Genomic DNA, 16,383 nt, shown 5'->3' with positions numbered 1-16,383 from the left:
GGCATGACTTTCAGGGTTCCCGCGGTACCGACCTCCGCCGTCTACTGGACGACGCTCGACACCACCGCGCCCGTCGAGGATGCCGACCTCCGGTTCCTCGTCGCCGGACTGATGGACGCGCACGGGGCATTGCGCGCCGTGCTGACCGGAGACGGCGCCGACTGTGTGGTGACGGTCCCTGACGCGGTCCGGTTCCCCCCGGCCAACATCATCGCGGCGGACCGCACCGGCCCAGGCGACCTGGCGGCGTCGCTGGACCCGGCGAACGGCCAGGTGTGGCGGGTCAGTCTGCTGTCGGAAACGCGGGTACTGCTGTGTGCACACCGCGGGATCATCGACGCCGAATCCTGGTCCACACTGGTCACTGACGCCCGGATGCTCCTGGACGGGAAAGCCGTCGCTCCCGGTGGCGACTGGGGCCCACAGGCGGAGATGGACCCGCCCGCCGCCTTCGCCGGCGGCGGCCCGTCGACGTACAAGACCTTCGATGTCAGCGACGCCGATGCCCTGCTCGACATGCTGCCGGCACAGACAGGTGTCAGTCATGACGAGATTCTCCTGACCGCTGTCATGCTCGCCCGTGCCACCGCCGGATTGCCTGCCGCACCGGTGGCACTGCGTGCACGGGGACGGACCTCTCCACTGAGCCCGGGTGTGGGTCGGACGCTGGGGCGCCTCGACCGTCAGTACTCCGTCCCGCCCCCTGCGCTCCCCGATGGTGCCGACGGTGACCTGCTGACCGGCGGACCTGCCGTCCTGCGCACCCTGGAGATGGTCCGTGACGGGTTGCGTCACGGGGAGGAGAGGGCAACAGGACAGGCCCCGGACCAGTCTCCCGGGGCGACCGTGGAGGTCAGCTCGGCGAAACTCTCTGTCTCCGGCCCTGTCCGTCCCGTCGACGGCGTTCCCCACGTGATCCTGGGGACACAACGGCTCGCCCGGGTGACGGTGGTCGATGAACGCGGTGGAGCTGGCGGCGTGTTGTTGTGGCCGCACCTCGAGCAGTCGCTGATCAGCCTTGCAGTCCTGGCACGGTTGATCGAGGCGGGGCTGCCGGAGGAGACCACCGGACCCCCGACCGTTTCCCGTACGGCGAATGCGATCAACCTGTTCGGGCCCCGGGCCGTCGACGCCGACTACACCGTGGACCTCACGCAGCTTCCCGAGGTCAACGGATTCCAGGTGGCCAAACGGCTGCAGCGTGGGCACCCCGGCGGCACGACCATGGTGCGCATGCCCGGTGTCACCGACCCGAAGAGCACCGGAGGCCGGTCCGGGCGGGTGGGCAGCGGGGTCACCGGCCGGTTCATCACCGGCTGACCCCAAAGGCGGGAGGCGCGAAGCCCGGGAAAGCTCCAACCCGGCCAGACCAGGTCAGGCCAGGTCAGACCAGGTCAGACCAGGTCGCCGTCCTCGGGGGTGCCGTTCAACCGGGACAGCGGATCGACGCCCACGCCCGGCCAGAAGAACAGCCGGACGCGCCGGTCGGCACGCTGCTGCCACTGTCCGGCGTCCACCCCTCCGCCACGGCTCATGACCCGGTGGACCCGGTGGTTGCTCACGTCAGGTTCCGCCATGACCAGCCTGCACTCCGGGTCGGACTGCAGCAGTCGCGCCGCGAAATCACCGACGAAGGGGCCGAAGATCCCCTTCCCCGTCAACGTGGCCTCGCCGATGGCGACGTGGAATCCCAGGTCGTGGGGCTCAGACCGGTACGCTTGACCGATTTCGTCTCGTCGCGGGCGGTAGATCTCCATGTAGCCCACGTCTTCACGTCCGTGGTCACCGTCGTAGGAGAGGATCAGCGGCACGGCGTAGGTGGTCGACAGCTTCGCTCTCCAGTCTGCGGCCCATGCCTCCGCACTCCATGCCTGGTCCCAGGTCTCGACCAGGTGGGGCCGGTTCATCCACGTCGAGACCGTCTCAGCGTCCGTCTCCGGGTCCGCCACACGGAGAGTGATCCCGTCCGCCCCCCGCTGATACTCCTCGGGAATCCGGGGCGGGGTGTCGAGGAATTCGCTGTCCGGGAGGTCGGTACGCAGTCGGTGCAGGACGCTGAGATCCACTACCCCCGTCTGCGCCATTCCCTCCGTCGTGATGTTGTTCTCGGTCACAGTTACTTCCCTCTCCTGCTGGTCATACAGCACATTTGATACTTAGGGATTCCTACCCTTTGATAAGGGCTGCCGTGACAGAGTACCCTGCCCGGTAAACAGTCTGACACCCAACCGTCACACAACCACAGGAGCACCCCTCACAGTGTCGAACCTGCCACACCGACGTCCCGCTGAACAGCCCCCCGCTTCCTCACTCGTGATCCTCGGCGCCGGCCCCAAGGCCGTCGCCGTCCAGGCCAAGGCCCATGCTCTGCGCACACTCGGCCTTCCCTCGCCGACGGTCACCGTCGTCGACTACCAGGGGTCGGCGGTAACTGGCGTTCCGGCGGTGGCTGGACCGACGGTCGACACCAGCTGGGCACGTCCCCGACCAAAGACATCGGATTCCCGTACCGCACCCGCATTGCCGGAGACGCCGACGGGGTAAACCGGGCCGTTGACCGGACACTGCTGGACATCGGATGGACGAGTTTCCTCGTCGACACCGACCGGTACGCCTGGTGGGTGGATCACGGTCACCCCAACCCACGGCACTACCTGTGGGCGGACTACCTGCGCTGGGCCGCGGAAAAGTCGCGGATGACGCTGGTCCACGGTCAGGTGACACGCATCGGACTCCGCGCCGATTCTGCCCGCGACGGTTCATCCCGGGGCTGGTCCCTGTCCGTCGACCGAATCGACGGGACATCGTCACGCCTGGAAGCCGACGCCTGATGCTCACCGGGCCAGGACGGTCCGACCGGCGTATCGCTCCGCTCCCGACGGTGTACTCGGTGGCGGGGTTCTGGCAGGCGGTGTCATCTGCGCAGCTTCCCCCGGCGTCCCGGGTGGCGGTCATCGGCGGCGGCGAGACTTCCGCCAGCATCGTCGAGGAACTCATCGGCCACGATGTCGTCGATATCGCAGTGGTTTCTCCCTCCCCCACGATCTTCACTCGTGCGGAAGGTTCCTTCGAGAACGAGCTCTACACTGATCCGAGACTCTGGACCGACCTGGACGATGCAGCCCGTCGCGACGTGATCAACCGCTGCGACCGCGGCGTATTCTCCGCCCAGGTGCAGGAGAAACTCATGGCCGAGGACAGGGTCAGCCACCTCCGCGGCCGGGTCTCCGCAGTCCACGACCGGGATGGAATGGCCGAACTGCGTATCGGGGACCGTACGGAGCTCGTGGACCTTGTCGTCGACGCCCGCGGCAACTCTCCGCTCTGGTTCACCCGCATGATGAACGACCAGGTCGTCGCCCGCCTCATCGAGGCTTGTGGCGGAGCGGTGACCCCGTCCACCGTCGAGGACAGGATCGGAGCCGACCTGGCCCTGACCGGTATGAACCCGCCACTGTTCCTCCCCACCCTGTCCGGCATGTCCCAGGGGCCCGGCATGGCCAACCTCAGTTGTCTCGGTGAGCTCTCCGACCGCATCCTCGCCGGTCTCGGAGCGGGCGCCGCCCCACTCCCGGAGTCTCTGCGCCGTGCCCCCTCCCGTCCCGAAAGGACCCTTCTGTGACCGCACCCGACACCACCACCCGCTTCTACACCGGCCTGGAAGGGGACCTCCGCTTCGGCCCCGCCGCTCCGGTGGAACCGGCGACGCTGGACGCCCTCCTGCACCGCACCTTGGCCGGCGGAGGTGACCGTCCCGCCGTGGTGGGTGACGGAGGAAACCTCACCTACGCCGAACTGGACCGTAGATCGTCAGCGGTCGCCCGCTACCTACGGTCCAACGGTATCGGTACCGGCGACCGGGTCGTGGTCGTGGCACACCGCTGCGGCTGGTTGCCGGTCCTCGCCGTAGGCATCATCCGCGCCGGTGCAGTTTACGTCCCGGTGGACGCCTCCTACCCGGCTAAACGCGTCAGCTTCATCCTCGAGGACTGCGCCCCCTCCGCCGCATTCGCGCTCGGTGGTGCCTCCCTGCCGCCGGAGACGGAACTCGAAGGCGCAACGGTGGGTGGCACCGTCACCGACGATTCACCGCTGGGTCGGGCGTTCCTGTCCGACCAGGGACCCCGTTTCGAGGCCGCCGGGCAGTCCCGCCCTGTCCGACCGACCGACGACTGCTACCTGATCTACACCTCGGGCACGACCGGCACGCCCAAGGGAGCACTGAACACCCACCTCGGCGTCGCCGCCCACTTCCTGTGGATGGGCCGGGTGCTCGGAAACGCCGGAAGTATCCGGATGCTGCAGAAAGCCCCGGTCAGTTTCGACGTCGGTGTCGCCGAATTGCTCGGCCCGCTGTCGACCGGCGGCACCGTGGTGGTACCGGGCCCGGACTGGTGGCCCGGGGACGTCGACACCATGGTGGAACTCATTTCCGGCCACGACGTGACGGTCCTGTCGATGGTGCCGTCCCTGATGCGCGTGCTCCTCGACATCCTCGACGATTTCGGTACACCCTTGTCCTCCCTGTCGAATATCCGGCACCTGCTTCTCGGTGGCGAGGCCGTGCCGGCCGACGTCGTCCGGCGGGCGCGGGCGGGGATCGGCTGTCGCGTCCACGGCCTGTACGGACCGACGGAGGCGGCGATGGACGTCACCTGGGTGGAGTACACCGACGAACTCATCAGCGCCGAAGACTTCGACGACCGTGCCAGCCTGCTCGGCCTGCCCGAAGACAATGTGGGCGTGTACGTCCTGGACGAGGACGGCGTCGAGGTCGACCCCTCCTCACCGAACTGGAACCGTCCCGGCGAACTGTGCATCTCAGGGCCCCAGGTGGGCAACGGCTACTTCGGCCGGACGGAACTGACGACGGAGGTCTTCGTGGAGTCTCCCCGTCCGGACATCGACGGAGGCCGCATGTACCGCACCGGCGACGTGGTCTCCTGGACGGAGGTCGACGGTACGCGGATGCTGCAGTTCCTGGGACGGATCGGAGACCAGGTGAAGATCCGCGGCAACCGCGTCGAGCTCGGGGAAGTCGAGTCCCGACTCCGCGAACTGGACGGAGTGCGCCAGGCGGCAGCCGTGGCAGTGAACCACGGTGGTGCCGACACCCTGCTCGCCTTCATCGTCGCCGCCGAACCGGGTGCCGCCCCGGATACCGCAGAGCTCAGCGCACAGTTGGCCGGGAGCGTGCCCGAGTACATGGTCCCCACCCGGATCACGGTGCTTGATGCGCTTCCGGTCAGTCCCAACGGAAAACTCGACCGCGCCGCGCTGAAAGCACACCGCGGCGAGGGCTGAATGGTCCGGACCTGCCGAGTTGGCCGAGTTGGCCGAGTTAGCTACGCCTGTTCGGCGAGCAGTTCACGCCAGGCGTCCACCGAACTGTCCTCGGCGAGGTCGGCGAAGTCGGCGTCGAACCCCTCCTTCCGCAGGAAAGTCACAACCTCGACGAGCCGGACCGAATCGAGCCCCTGGTCCATGAGTTCCTCCCCGGTGTCGATCTGGGAGACCTCAATGTTCAGGAGTTCAGCCACCCTGTTGAGCAACCGCTGCATCGTAGCCTCCACCCGGCTCTCAACCTGATCGCCCGTCGTCGTGCCAGTCGTCGCGTCCGTCATCTTCCACCTTCGTCTGTCGTGTTCTCTGAAGTCATCGCATCGGTGACGCGCAGACTGTACCACCGCACCAACAGATTAAGTAAGCCTCTCCAATCATCGACCACGAAAGGACCACCGGTGCCCCACCAGTCGTCCCCGTCCCTCCTCCCCCTGACCGCTGCACAACGCGGGATCTGGAATGCCCAGCAGCTGGACCCGACGTCCCCGTACTACGTGGTGGGAGAGGTCCTCGAGCTGCGCGGTACCCCGGAGGCCGGTTCCGGAACCGACACCGACCTGCTTGCCGAGGCACTCCGGCTGACCGTCGACGAAGCGGAGACACTCCGTCTGCGCTTCACAGAGACTACGGACGGGCCACGCCAGTACGTCGACGAGACCCCGGCAGAAACTCCCGAGATCCTGGACCTCTCCGACTCCCCCGACCCCCGTCTCACAGCGATGGCGGTCATCGACGCCGAAAAAGCCGCCTGCGGTGAGCGGTGGCGCACCATGACCACCGGGCCACTGTTCCGCTACCTGGTCCTCAACCTCGGCGGACAGCACGGAGGAGAACACAGCGAGGTGTGGTGCATACAGCTGTACCATCACATCATCGTCGACGGCTACAGCGCTGCACTGCTGACCAGACGTACCGCGGCCCACTACACCGCCCTCGCCGGCGGGCGCCCGGCGCGGAAGAACCGCTTCGCCTCCGTCAGGGAGGTTGTCGAGGCCGACGTCGCCTACCTCTCGGGTCCGGACCACGCCGCCGACCGGGGCTACTGGCGGGACCGCCTGTCACCCACCCCTGACACGTCCGGACGCGAAGACCTGGTCCACGGAGCCGGAACGGCCAGCATCACCACCTCCCTACGGCTCGGTGCCGCCGACGTCGACGAACTCAAGGCCCGGGCAGAGGCCCACGGACTGGTGTGGTCCGATCTGGTCATCGCGGCCTACGCCGCCTGGTTACGCAAGCTCGGCTTCGCCGGAAGCACTGACGACGGGCAGTGCGAGGCACTGATCGCGCTGCCGATGATGGCCCGGACGTCCGGCCCGCTCCGCCGCACCCCGGCCATGCTGGTCAACATGCTTCCCCTGCGGTTCCCGGTGGACCCCCACGCCACGGTGACCGACCTGGCTGCGGTGGCCCGCGAATCGCTCGACGCGGTCCGGGCCCACCAGCGTTTCCCCGGTAGTGAGCTGGCCCGGGAACTGGGCACCCCGGCCGTCCTGCACGGCATCGGGGTGAACCTCAAGACATTCGACTTCACCCTCGACTTCCACGGGATCCCCGGTGTACTCCGCAATGTCGCCGGCGGTCCGCCGGAAGATCTCGTCCTGGTGGTGACCCCCGCCGCTGACGGTGGTGTCGACCTGGCCTTCGAGACCGACCCGCACAGCGTGAGCGCGGCCACCGCCTTCCGCCGCCTCGAGGACATCCGGGCACTGCTCACTGCCGACGGTCCGTTGAGGGGCATCCGCCTGCGGACCGCGGAGGCCATCGAATCCGCCGCCCGGGAGCGTCGCGGAGTCACGTTGCCTGACCAGCGCCCGAGCCTCGACGAACTCATCGACGGGCTGGCCACGGGTACCGGACGACTCGTCCACGGTAGTGCTGCAGCTGACCACACCGCACTCGACGGCCCCACCCTGTCCGCCCGCATCGGCGAACTGTCCGACCTGGTGACGCGATACACCCACCATGACGAGGTCATCGCCCTGGACCTCCCCAAAGGGGTGGACCTTGCCGCGGCGCTCCTGGCGACCTGGCGGGCCCACCGTGTCGCCGTCGTCCTTGACCGCGAACACCCGCAGGCGCGACGCGAACAGATCCTCGCGGACTCCGGCGCCGTCGCCGTCCTCGATGACACCGGTGTCCACCCCATCGACACGACCCGCCCCGTCGGTACATCACCGGTGGTCACCGGCCTGGCGTACCTGCTCTACACCTCGGGCACGACGGGCACGCCCAAAGGTGTCCAGGTTCCCCGCAGCGCCGTCGAGGCACTTTTCGCCGGCCACCGCTCCACGCTGTATCCGGACGCCTGGTCCCGTGCGCGTGGTGGCACCGACGGTGCCAGCCTTCACGTCGCCCACACCGCATCCTTCTCCTTCGACGCCGCGATCGACCAGCTCTCCTGGATCTTCACCGGCGCAACGGTGCACCTCTACTCCACAGAGACAGTCGGCGACCCTGCTCTGATGCGGGCGGCACTCATCTCCGACACGATCGACGTCCTGGACGCCACACCGTCCCTGGCGGGGGCCCTGATCGACTCCGGGACACTCGATGACACGGACGGGACGGACGGGACGAACGGTACAGTCGTATCAACGGTCATCCTCGGCGGTGAAGCCGTCCCGCAGTCACTGTGGGACCGGCTCTCCGAGCTGTCGACCGGGTCGTCATTCGCAGCCTGGAACGTCTACGGCCCCACCGAAACCACGGTCGACGCCCTCGCCACCCGCGTCACAGACGGCCCGGTGACCATCGGTGTCCCCGTTCCCGGTATGACCGCGGAGATCCTCGACGCTGACGGCGAAGTCGTACCCGACAACGAGGTCGGTGAGCTCTACCTGTCGGGCCCCCAGGTCGCACTGGGGTACCACGGTCGTCCAGAACAGACCGCCGCAGCCTTCGACGTCACGGACTCCCGCCGACGTTACCGCACAGGCGACCTGGTCACCTGGGTGCCGGCCGCCGACGGGTCACGCCGTGGCTCCCACCACTTCCTCGGGCGCGCGACCAGCAACTGGAGATCCGGGGCCACCGGGTCGAGCCCGCCGAAGTCGAAGCCGCGTTGCTGTCCCTCCCACCGGTCACCGGTGCGGCCGTGGGGACGTTCGGCAACCCCGGCGCGCTGAAGCTCATCGCCCACGTCACGACGGACGGCTCCCCCGTGACCGCGGCATCGCTGCGCACCGACCTGGCCGCCGTTGTCCCCGGACACCTCGTCCCCACCCGGCTCCTGGTGCATGACCGCCTGCCGTTGACCGTCGGCGGAAAGATTGACCGTACCGCGCTGGCATCTCTGACGTCTCAGGCAACCCCCGCCGCGACCGGTCCCGACGCCGGGCACTCCGCCCGCCGCATGCTGACCGACTCCGAACAGGCAGTGGCGGACGTCGTCACCGAGCTGCTCGGGACCGGCGACGTCGACCTGGACCTCGACTTCATCTCCCTCGGTGGCGACAGTATCGGCGCCCTCACCGTCGCCGGGCGTCTCCGCCGCCGAGGGTGGGCCATTCAGGCGAAGGACCTGCTCACCGGTGTGGATCTCTCCGATGTCGCCGCAGCGGCGACCAGGGTCACAGCGACCGGCGACCAGGCCGCAGAAGGTGGCACCGGTGGAACCGCTGCCACCGGAGCCGTCCGGGAACTGCGCTACGACACGGGTGCCGTCCCCACCAGCACCGTGTCAGGACCCCGTCCGGTCTACCTCGGGAGCATGACGCTTCCCGACGGATCCGCACCGGTCACCGCGGCCACCGCGGCAACCGCCGCCACGGCCATGATGACCACACACGCCGCCCTGCGAGCGGTCCTCGACAACTCCGCTGCCGACGCTCCGAGGTTCATCGTCCCCCGCACCCCTCTCGTGCCTGCGGATTCAGTCATCGCCCCTGCGACGGTCACCGACGACGAACTCGCCGGGTCCCTCGACCCTGCGTCGGGCACCGTGTGGCGGTTCGCCGTCTCGCCGGAGCCGGGTGTGGGACACACTGTCCGTGTCGCCGTCGACGCCGGAGTCATGGACCCCGCGTCCTCCGCGACGCTGCTGGATGATCTTGCCGATGCTCTGCAGGGACATCACCTCAGCCACCAGGACGGCGCCGTCCACTCATGGCGCGCGACGCGCCCGCGCCCCGGGATGTCGTCTCCTCCCCGATCGTCACCCGCAGATGCCCCCTGCCCGGTGCGGCCGAACTCTTCGACCGCCTCTCAGCGTTGTACTCCGCGACCACCGACGACGTGGCCGCGGCCGCCGCACTGCTGGCGACCGGAGGCCCGGTCGACCTCCTCACAAGGACGCGGACCAGGCCCTCGTCCACGGTCGAGGACACTGTGCTCGGCGCGCTGAGCACAGTCCGCCACATCCCCGCCCTCCCCGATACGGCACCCGGGTCACCCCGCTCCGCACTCCTGCACGCCAAGGAGCATCTACGCAGCATCGACGGCCAAGATGGGACACCACGCTCCCCCGCGCTGACCGTCGTGTGCGGTGACACACGGATGGTCCCCCACGGCGACACCGCCTACTCCCCTCTCCTCACCGTCGGTGACGGTGACGGTGACGGTGACATCGTCCTGGCCACCGGCTCCGACCGTGTGCAGGACATGCTGGAGAAGATCACCGACGCTTTCACCGACCTGGCGGTGCTGTCGCTGACCAGCGACGGAGGCGCGACCCCTTCGGACCTGCACCTGGACGGGGTCAGCCAGGACACGATCGACACCTGGGAGCGCCGCCACGGGCCGCTGGCGGATGTCCTCCCCGTGTCACCACTACAGGAGGCGCTGCTCTACCACTCCGTCAGCGGCGGTGACGGCTACGTCCTCGCAGCAGGTGTGGACCTGCGTGGCACCGTCGACGAGAACCGGCTCCACCACGCCTTCCACGACGTGCTCGCCCGGCACGACCTGCTGCGCGCCCGTTTCGACACGGCGGCAGGTGACGACCCGGCTCAACTGATCCCCCGCGACGTCGACCTCCCGTGGCGCCGTGTCGACCTACGGTCGATCCCCCGCCCCGCCGCCGTCCGCGCAGCGGACGACCTGCTGCACGAGACGGCGCTGCGTTCCGTCGACCCTGAGACCGGCCCTCTCGTCACCGCCACCCTCGTTCTTCTGCCCGACGCCGGAGAGGGCGACGGGGTGGGCACGGCCTCGGCACGGCTCGTGTTGGGCAACCACCATCTGCTCACTGACGGCTGGTCGACCCCGGTGATGCTCCGTGACCTGCTGGCTTTCTACCACGGGGAGCCCCTGCCCCCGGCCGCGCCGTACTCCGACTACCTGGACTGGCTGGCCGGGCAGGACCCACGCGACACCGACGACGCCTGGCGGTCGCGTCTCAGTGGACTCGAACGCGGCACCCTCGTCGGCTCTCTCGCCCCGGCGCGCCGCAGCGGCACTACGGACACCGCCGGCGAGACGGTGCAGGAGATCACCCCGGACGCCACCACATCCCTGCTGCGACGTGCCCGACAGGAGGGAGTCACCCCGAACACCGTGCTGCAGGCCGCCTGGACACTCACGCTAGCCGCCCTGACCGGACGCGATGACGTGGTCTTCGGCACCACCGTGTCCGGTCGGCCGACCGAGTTGGACGGCATCGAACACACCGTGGGATTGTTCATCAACACCCTGCCGTCCCGCGTGCAACTGGACCGCGGAAGCTCCCTCACCGATCTCATCACCGGCATCGGCCGTGCTCAGGCGGACATGACAGTCCACGCCTCCACACCGCTGGTCCACATCGAACAGCTCTCCGGGCTCGGCACACTCTTCGACACGCTGGTGGTCTACGACAACTTCCCCGCCCTCGTCACTGACGATGCCGACGAATCCGGCGAAGATGCGGGCAGGATAGCGGTCACCGAGGTCCATGCCGACGGAATGACGAACTTCCCGCTCTCCGTGGTCGTCCCCCCTGGAGACACTCCACGCATCGTCCTGGCGCACCGCCCGGACCTGCTCGACCCGGCGTTCGTCGAATGCGCAGCACAGGTCCTGACCACCATACTCGAGACCTTCGCCGACACCACTGCACCGGACGGACGGTCCGTCGGCGATGTACTCAGCACGATCGCCGCCACCACGCCTCCCTGGAACACGGATGTCGCGTCGATCTCGGCCACCTCCGCACTCTCCGCACCCTCCGCACCCCGTACGACACCGTCCGCACCCACGACCACCGCCGGTGCCACCAGCGCCGCCGACGTGATCGCCGGTGTCATGGCGGACCTCCTCGGTGTCGACCACGTACGCACCGCGGACAACTTCTTCGACATCGGCGGGCACTCGCTGCTCGCCATGCGACTGCTCGGGAAACTCCGCCGTACCGGCACCCACGGGCTCGACGTAGTCACGATCCAGGACATCGTCGAGACCGGTTCCCCGGATGCTCTGGCAGCACGACTCACCCCGGACGACGGCCGAGCCACACCCGTGCAGAACGTCCTGCCACTGGCCGACGGCAACGAAGAACCACTGGTCTGTGTCCATCCCGCCGGAGGGCTCGCCCTCCCGTTCCGCGGACTGGCAGCACGCCTGGACCACCTCGACATCCCAGTGACAGGTCTCCAACTTCCCGACCCCCACCCGGAGGGTACAGATGTCGAAGGCCTGGCCGCCCGGTACGTCGACACGGTGCAACAAGTTCACCCGACAGGCCCCTACCGTCTGCTGGGCTACTCCTTCGGTGGTGTCGTTGCACAGACCATGACGGCCGAACTGCTCCGCAGAGGCGAGGAGGTCAGCTACCTCGGCATCCTGGACGCCTATCCCGCCGGCACGGCCCCGTCGGATACCCGCGCCGGGACCACCGACCTGCCTGGAGTGGACCAACTCACCGGCGAACAACTCGAGGCGCTCACGGGGACGGACGGGCAGGCAGAGACGTCCGGGCTCTCGGCGCTCCCCACCCTCCGCGAGAACCTGGTGTTCTGCGACGCATTACTGCGGTCGGCCGCCCCGGTCGACCTGTCCGGCTTCACCGGGGCAGCCAGATCATCGTCGCCACCCGCGCGGATCACCGGCTCGCCGGCCGGCCCGACGACACCGGTGCCGCACGCGGCTGGGCCCCGATCCCCGCCTGGCGCACCGCCCTGCCCCGGGACCCTGAGACCCTGTCCCTCGACACGACCCACGCAGGACTCACCAGCGACGACGGGTGGGACCGTATCGCCCCCGTCATCATCAAAGCCCTGACGACCGCAAAGGAATCACTGTCATGACCGACCTCCTCGCCAACGGCTTCTCCCGTCAGAGCGCTGAGCACTACCGACAGCTCGGAGCATGGAACGGCGACACCCACTGGAAGCTCTTCCGACGGACCGTGACAGCCCGTCCGCACGCCACAGCCGCCGTCGACAAGGTGCGCTCGCTGACGTGGGCGGAGCTCGACGCCGGTGTGGCCCGCGCGGCCACCGTCCTGGCCCACGCCGGAGTGAGGCGCGGGGTCAAGGTCATCGTGCAACTGCCGAACAGCGTGGCCTACCTGGAGGCCGTCTTCGCCCTCTGGCGGCTCGGTGCGGTCCCGGTCTTCGCGCTGCCCGCTCACGGGGCATCCGATGTGCGCCACTTCGCGATGCACGCGCCCGCCTCCCACTATGTCGGGACGTCAAACCCGAACAGACACCTGACGCGTGTGCAGGCTGAACTCACCCAACCACTCCCGGACGGCAGAAACCCCACGTGCATCCTCGTGGACGAACGCGCCGACGAGCCCTGGACCCGTGGCGACACCCGCTCCCCCGTGCAGGGCGCCCTCCCTGCCACCCCCACCCCGGGAGCAGCAGATGATCTGGCGTTCCTGCAACTGTCCGGCGGTACAACCGGGGTCCCCAAGCAGATCCCCCGGACCCACGACGACTACCTGTGCTCCGTCAGGGCCTCCATCGACGTCTGCGACCTACGTGCCGACGCCGTGCTCCTGGTCGCACTGCCGGCGTCACACAACTTCACGATGAGCTCGCCGGGGATTCTCGGTGCGGTGCAGGTCGGTGCGACGATCGTCTTCGCTGACGGCCCGATGCCGACTGAGGTGCTGCCTCTCATCGAACAACACCGGGTCACGCATCTCGCACTGGTTCCGCCGGCACTGATCAGCGTGCTCAACTACCCGGACAGGGCAGAGCACGATCTGCACAGCGTACGAACCGTGTGGGTCGGCGGTGCCAAACTCTCCGAGGCTGCGGCCCGTCGGGTCCGGCCGGAGCTCGGATGGAACCTCCAACAAGTTTTCGGCATGGCCGAGGGACTCGTCAACTACACACCGTTGGACGCCGGGATCGAGGAGATCGTGTCGACACAAGGCCGGCCGATGAGCCCGTACGACGAAATCCGTGTCGTCGATGACGAGGACAACGAGGTCCCCGAAGGCACGCCCGGGAACCTCCTCACGCGCGGTCCGTACACCATCCGCCAGTACCACCGCGCACCGGAGGTCAATGCGCGCTCCTTCACCAGTGACGGGTTCTACCGCACCGGCGACATCGTGATCTTCAAGGACGGTACGATCACCGTGGTCGGACGGGCGAAAGACCAGATCAACCGCGGAGGAGAGAAGATCGCACCCGAAGCCGTCGAGAATGTCCTCCTCACCCACCCGGGAGTACATGACGTCTCGGTCGTCGGCGTCCCCGATGAGTTCCTCGGTGAGAAGACACGTGCCCTGGTCATCCCCCGGAAGAACGCCGCCATGCCACTGAAGCCGACGGCCTTGAAGAAGTACGTGAGAGAGCAGGGGTTGGCGAGCTTCGCTGTGCCCGACATCATCGACATCGTCGATGAGTTCCCGTTCACCGGTGTGGGCAAGGTCAGCAAGAAGGACCAGACGGTCTGAGGCCGCAACACAGCAACCCCGGAGGTCAGTCGCGCCAACCTCCGGGGTTGCTAGGTCACGGCGGGCAGTTGGGTTCGCTGTCTCCGCACGCGCGAAACCCCCGACACCCGGGATACCCGGGCGGCGGGGGTTTCGCGTCAGAAGGCGGGAGTTCCCGGAAAGGAACTACTTGGCCTTCTCGATGATCTCGACGAGCCGGAAGTGCTTGTCCTTGGACAGCGGCCGGGTCTCCTCGATACGGACGAGGTCGCCGATGCCGGCGGTCTCGTTCTCGTCATGCGCCTTCACCTTGGAGTTGGCGCGCATGATCTTGCCGTAGAGGGCGTGCTTCTTACGGTCCTCGAGCTCGACGACGATGGTCTTGCTCATCTTGTCGGACACGACGTATCCGGAGCGGACCTTACGTGCGCCCTTGGTGTTCTCGTTGCTCACAGTAGCCTCGCTCATTATGCGTCGTCACCACCGGGGACGGTGGACAGTCCGAGCTCGCGCTCGCGCAGGACGGTGTAGATCCGGGCGATGTCGCGCTTCACGGTGCCCAGTCGACGGTTGTTGGACAGCTGACCGGTGGCGGACTGGAAGCGCAGGTTGAACAGCTCTTCCTTCGCCTCCGTGAGACGGGTGGTCAGTTCTTCGTTGTTGAGCTCGCGGAATTCGTGAGCCGGGGTTCCGGTAGCCATCAGAACTGATCCTCCTTCTTCACGATGCGCACCTTGCAGGGCAGCTTGTTACCGGCACGACGGAGAGCCTCGAGGGCGATCTCCTCGTTGGGGTACGACATCTCGAAGAGAATGCGGCCGGGCTTGACGTTAGCCACCCACTTCTCCACGGGGCCCTTACCGGAACCCATACGCACGCCGAGCGGCTTCTGGGTCAGGGGGCGGTCCGGGAAGATGTTGATCCACACCTTGCCACCACGCTTGACGTGGCGGTTGATGGCGATACGGGCGGACTCGATCTGACGGTTGGTGATGTAGGTCGGCTCCAGGGCCTGCAGGCCGTAGTCACCGAACGTCACCCGGTTACCGCCCTTGGACACACCGGAGCGGTGCGGACGGTGCTGGCGACGGTACTTCGTGCGCTTGGGGATAAGCACGGGTTAACCCTCCTGCTTCTGCTCTGCACGCTGGCGGCGGGCACCACCGCGGCGCGGACGCTCACGGTTGTTACGGCGCGGACGCTCGTCGCGTGCGTTCTGCAGGGACTCACGGCGGCCACCGACGACGTCGCCCTTGTAGATCCACACCTTGACGCCGATGCGTCCGAAGGTGGTGTGGGCCTCGTAGGTGCCGTAGTCGATCTCGGCGCGCAGGGTGTGCAGCGGAACGCGACCTTCGTGGTAGCGCTCGGTGCGGCCCATCTCGGCACCGCCGAGACGGCCGGAGCACACGACCTTGATTCCCTTGACCTCTGGCTGACGCATCGCGGACTGGATGGCCTTGCGCATCGCGCGGCGGAATGCCACGCGGTTGCTCAGCTGCTCGGCGATGGACTGTGCCACCAGCTGAGCGTTCGCGTCGATGTTCTTGACCTCGAGGATGTTCAGCTGCACCTGCTTGCCGGTGAGCTTCTCCAGCTGACCGCGGATACGGTCGGCCTCGGAGCCGCGGCGGCCGATGACGATACCCGGACGAGCGGTGTGGATGTCCACACGGACCCGGTCGCGGGTGCGCTCGATGACGACGTCGGCGATGCCGGCGCGGTCGAGGCCCTTCGACAGGAACTCGCGGATCTTGATGTCCTCGGCGAGGTAGTCAGCGTACTGCTTGTCGGCGTACCAGCGGGAGCGCCACTCGGAAGTGATACCCAGCCGGAGGCCGTGGGGTTGAATCTTCTGGCCCACTACTGAGCACTTCCCTTCTGGCTCTCGACAACCACGGTGATGTGGCTGGTGCGCTTACGGATCTGGAAGGCCCGACCCTGGGCGCGCGGCTGGAACCGCTTGAGCGTCGGACCCTCGTCGGCGAAAGCCTCGGAGACGACGAGCGTGCGGGGGTCCAGGCCGAAGTTGTTCTCCGCGTTGGCTGCAGCGGAGGCGACAACCTTGGCGATCGGCTCGGAAGCCGACTGCGGCGCGAAGCGCAGCAGTGCCAGGCGTCCTCCACGGACTTGCCGCGGATCGTGTCGATGACGCGACGTGCCTTCATCGGGGTGACCCGGACGAACTTGGCGGTCGCGCGTGCATTGTTGACAGCGGTGTCAGACAT

Annotated in this window: 12 protein-coding genes and 2 pseudogenes; 7 read left to right on the top strand and 7 right to left on the bottom strand. The window is 67.8% G+C overall.

The window, feature by feature from the left end:
• Nucleotides 1-3 precede the first annotated feature (3 nt).
• Nucleotides 4-1,320 carry a hypothetical protein gene (locus BJF89_RS09450; RefSeq protein WP_139311957.1) on the top strand — a complete coding sequence of 439 codons (1,317 nt, stop codon included), beginning with the start codon at nt 4-6 and terminating at the stop codon, nt 1,318-1,320.
• A gap of 74 nt (nt 1,321-1,394) precedes the next feature.
• Here the strand turns inward: BJF89_RS09450 and BJF89_RS09445 are convergent, their stop codons facing one another.
• Nucleotides 1,395-2,114 (bottom strand): GNAT family N-acetyltransferase, encoded by a 720-nt coding sequence (locus BJF89_RS09445; RefSeq protein WP_075814263.1) that lies wholly within the window; start codon nt 2,112-2,114, stop codon nt 1,395-1,397.
• A 154-nt stretch (nt 2,115-2,268) separates the two neighbouring features.
• Here BJF89_RS09445 and BJF89_RS20010 point away from each other — a divergent pair.
• Both BJF89_RS20010 and BJF89_RS09435 read left to right on the top strand, forming a co-directional pair.
• Nucleotides 2,269-3,622: pseudogene (locus BJF89_RS20010) on the top strand (SidA/IucD/PvdA family monooxygenase).
• A complete protein-coding gene (locus tag BJF89_RS09435; protein ID WP_255372569.1) occupies nt 3,619-5,304 on the top strand; it encodes an amino acid adenylation domain-containing protein in 1,686 nt (561 codons plus the stop codon). Before BJF89_RS20010 ends, BJF89_RS09435 begins: the two are co-directional and overlap by 4 nt.
• A gap of 41 nt (nt 5,305-5,345) precedes the next feature.
• On the opposite strand, the gene BJF89_RS09430 is transcribed toward BJF89_RS09435, so the two are convergent.
• Complete coding sequence (locus tag BJF89_RS09430; RefSeq protein WP_075814261.1) at nt 5,346-5,624, bottom strand: phosphopantetheine-binding protein; 279 nt, start codon at nt 5,622-5,624, stop codon at nt 5,346-5,348.
• A 117-nt stretch (nt 5,625-5,741) separates the two neighbouring features.
• On the opposite strand from BJF89_RS09430, the gene BJF89_RS09425 reads away from it, so the two are divergent.
• From BJF89_RS09425 to BJF89_RS09410, 4 genes are all read left to right on the top strand, one after another.
• Nucleotides 5,742-8,471, top strand: a complete 2,730-nt coding sequence (locus BJF89_RS09425; RefSeq protein ID WP_075814259.1) for an AMP-binding protein — start codon at nt 5,742-5,744, stop codon at nt 8,469-8,471.
• A complete protein-coding gene (locus tag BJF89_RS19485; protein ID WP_139311956.1) occupies nt 8,408-9,688 on the top strand; it encodes a phosphopantetheine-binding protein in 1,281 nt (426 codons plus the stop codon). The genes BJF89_RS09425 and BJF89_RS19485 overlap by 64 nt, the downstream gene beginning before the upstream one ends.
• Before the next feature lie 152 nt (nt 9,689-9,840).
• Nucleotides 9,841-12,540 (top strand): condensation domain-containing protein, encoded by a 2,700-nt coding sequence (locus BJF89_RS09415; RefSeq protein WP_369803695.1) that lies wholly within the window; start codon nt 9,841-9,843, stop codon nt 12,538-12,540.
• Between the two features lie 22 nt (nt 12,541-12,562).
• Nucleotides 12,563-14,176, top strand: coding sequence for a (2,3-dihydroxybenzoyl)adenylate synthase (locus tag BJF89_RS09410; protein WP_075814253.1), 1,614 nt, complete (start codon nt 12,563-12,565; stop codon nt 14,174-14,176).
• 165 nt (nt 14,177-14,341) lie between these two features.
• Here the strand turns inward: BJF89_RS09410 and rpsQ are convergent, their stop codons facing one another.
• From rpsQ to rplV, 5 genes and pseudogenes are all read right to left on the bottom strand, one after another.
• The gene (gene rpsQ, locus BJF89_RS09405) at nt 14,342-14,623 is read right to left on the bottom strand and encodes a 30S ribosomal protein S17 (RefSeq protein ID WP_075814251.1); all 282 of its coding nucleotides are present in this window, start codon (nt 14,621-14,623) and stop codon (nt 14,342-14,344) included.
• Nucleotides 14,623-14,856 (bottom strand): 50S ribosomal protein L29, encoded by a 234-nt coding sequence (gene rpmC / locus BJF89_RS09400; protein ID WP_038546298.1) that lies wholly within the window; start codon nt 14,854-14,856, stop codon nt 14,623-14,625. The genes rpsQ and rpmC overlap by 1 nt, the downstream gene beginning before the upstream one ends.
• The gene (gene rplP, locus BJF89_RS09395; protein ID WP_038546294.1) at nt 14,856-15,272 is read right to left on the bottom strand and encodes a 50S ribosomal protein L16; all 417 of its coding nucleotides are present in this window, start codon (nt 15,270-15,272) and stop codon (nt 14,856-14,858) included. The genes rpmC and rplP overlap by 1 nt, the downstream gene beginning before the upstream one ends.
• Nucleotides 15,273-15,275: 3 nt before the next feature.
• The gene (gene rpsC / locus BJF89_RS09390; RefSeq protein ID WP_038546290.1) at nt 15,276-16,019 is read right to left on the bottom strand and encodes a 30S ribosomal protein S3; all 744 of its coding nucleotides are present in this window, start codon (nt 16,017-16,019) and stop codon (nt 15,276-15,278) included.
• Nucleotides 16,019-16,383 (bottom strand): annotated as a pseudogene (rplV, locus tag BJF89_RS09385) (50S ribosomal protein L22). The gene rpsC and the pseudogene rplV overlap by 1 nt, the downstream one beginning before the upstream one ends.

The organism is Corynebacterium sp. CNJ-954 (assembly GCF_001942345.1).
Classification (GTDB): domain Bacteria; phylum Actinomycetota; class Actinomycetes; order Mycobacteriales; family Mycobacteriaceae; genus Corynebacterium.
Note: the sequence above shows the minus strand (reverse complement) of the source record. Positions and strands in the feature narration are given on the sequence as shown.

What these genes read in the sequence shown, in the direction of transcription:
- BJF89_RS09450 (WP_139311957.1), top strand. Translation starts at nt 4, where the DNA reads ATGACTTTCAGGGTTCCCGCGGTACCGACCTCCGCCGTCTACTGGACG.
- BJF89_RS09430 (WP_075814261.1), bottom strand. Translation starts at nt 5,624, where the DNA reads ATGACGGACGCGACGACTGGCACGACGACGGGCGATCAGGTTGAGAGC.
- BJF89_RS09415 (WP_369803695.1), top strand. Translation starts at nt 9,841, where the DNA reads ATGGTCCCCCACGGCGACACCGCCTACTCCCCTCTCCTCACCGTCGGT.
- BJF89_RS09410 (WP_075814253.1), top strand. Translation starts at nt 12,563, where the DNA reads ATGACCGACCTCCTCGCCAACGGCTTCTCCCGTCAGAGCGCTGAGCAC.
- rpsQ (WP_075814251.1), bottom strand. Translation starts at nt 14,623, where the DNA reads ATGAGCGAGGCTACTGTGAGCAACGAGAACACCAAGGGCGCACGTAAG.
- rpmC (WP_038546298.1), bottom strand. Translation starts at nt 14,856, where the DNA reads ATGGCTACCGGAACCCCGGCTCACGAATTCCGCGAGCTCAACAACGAA.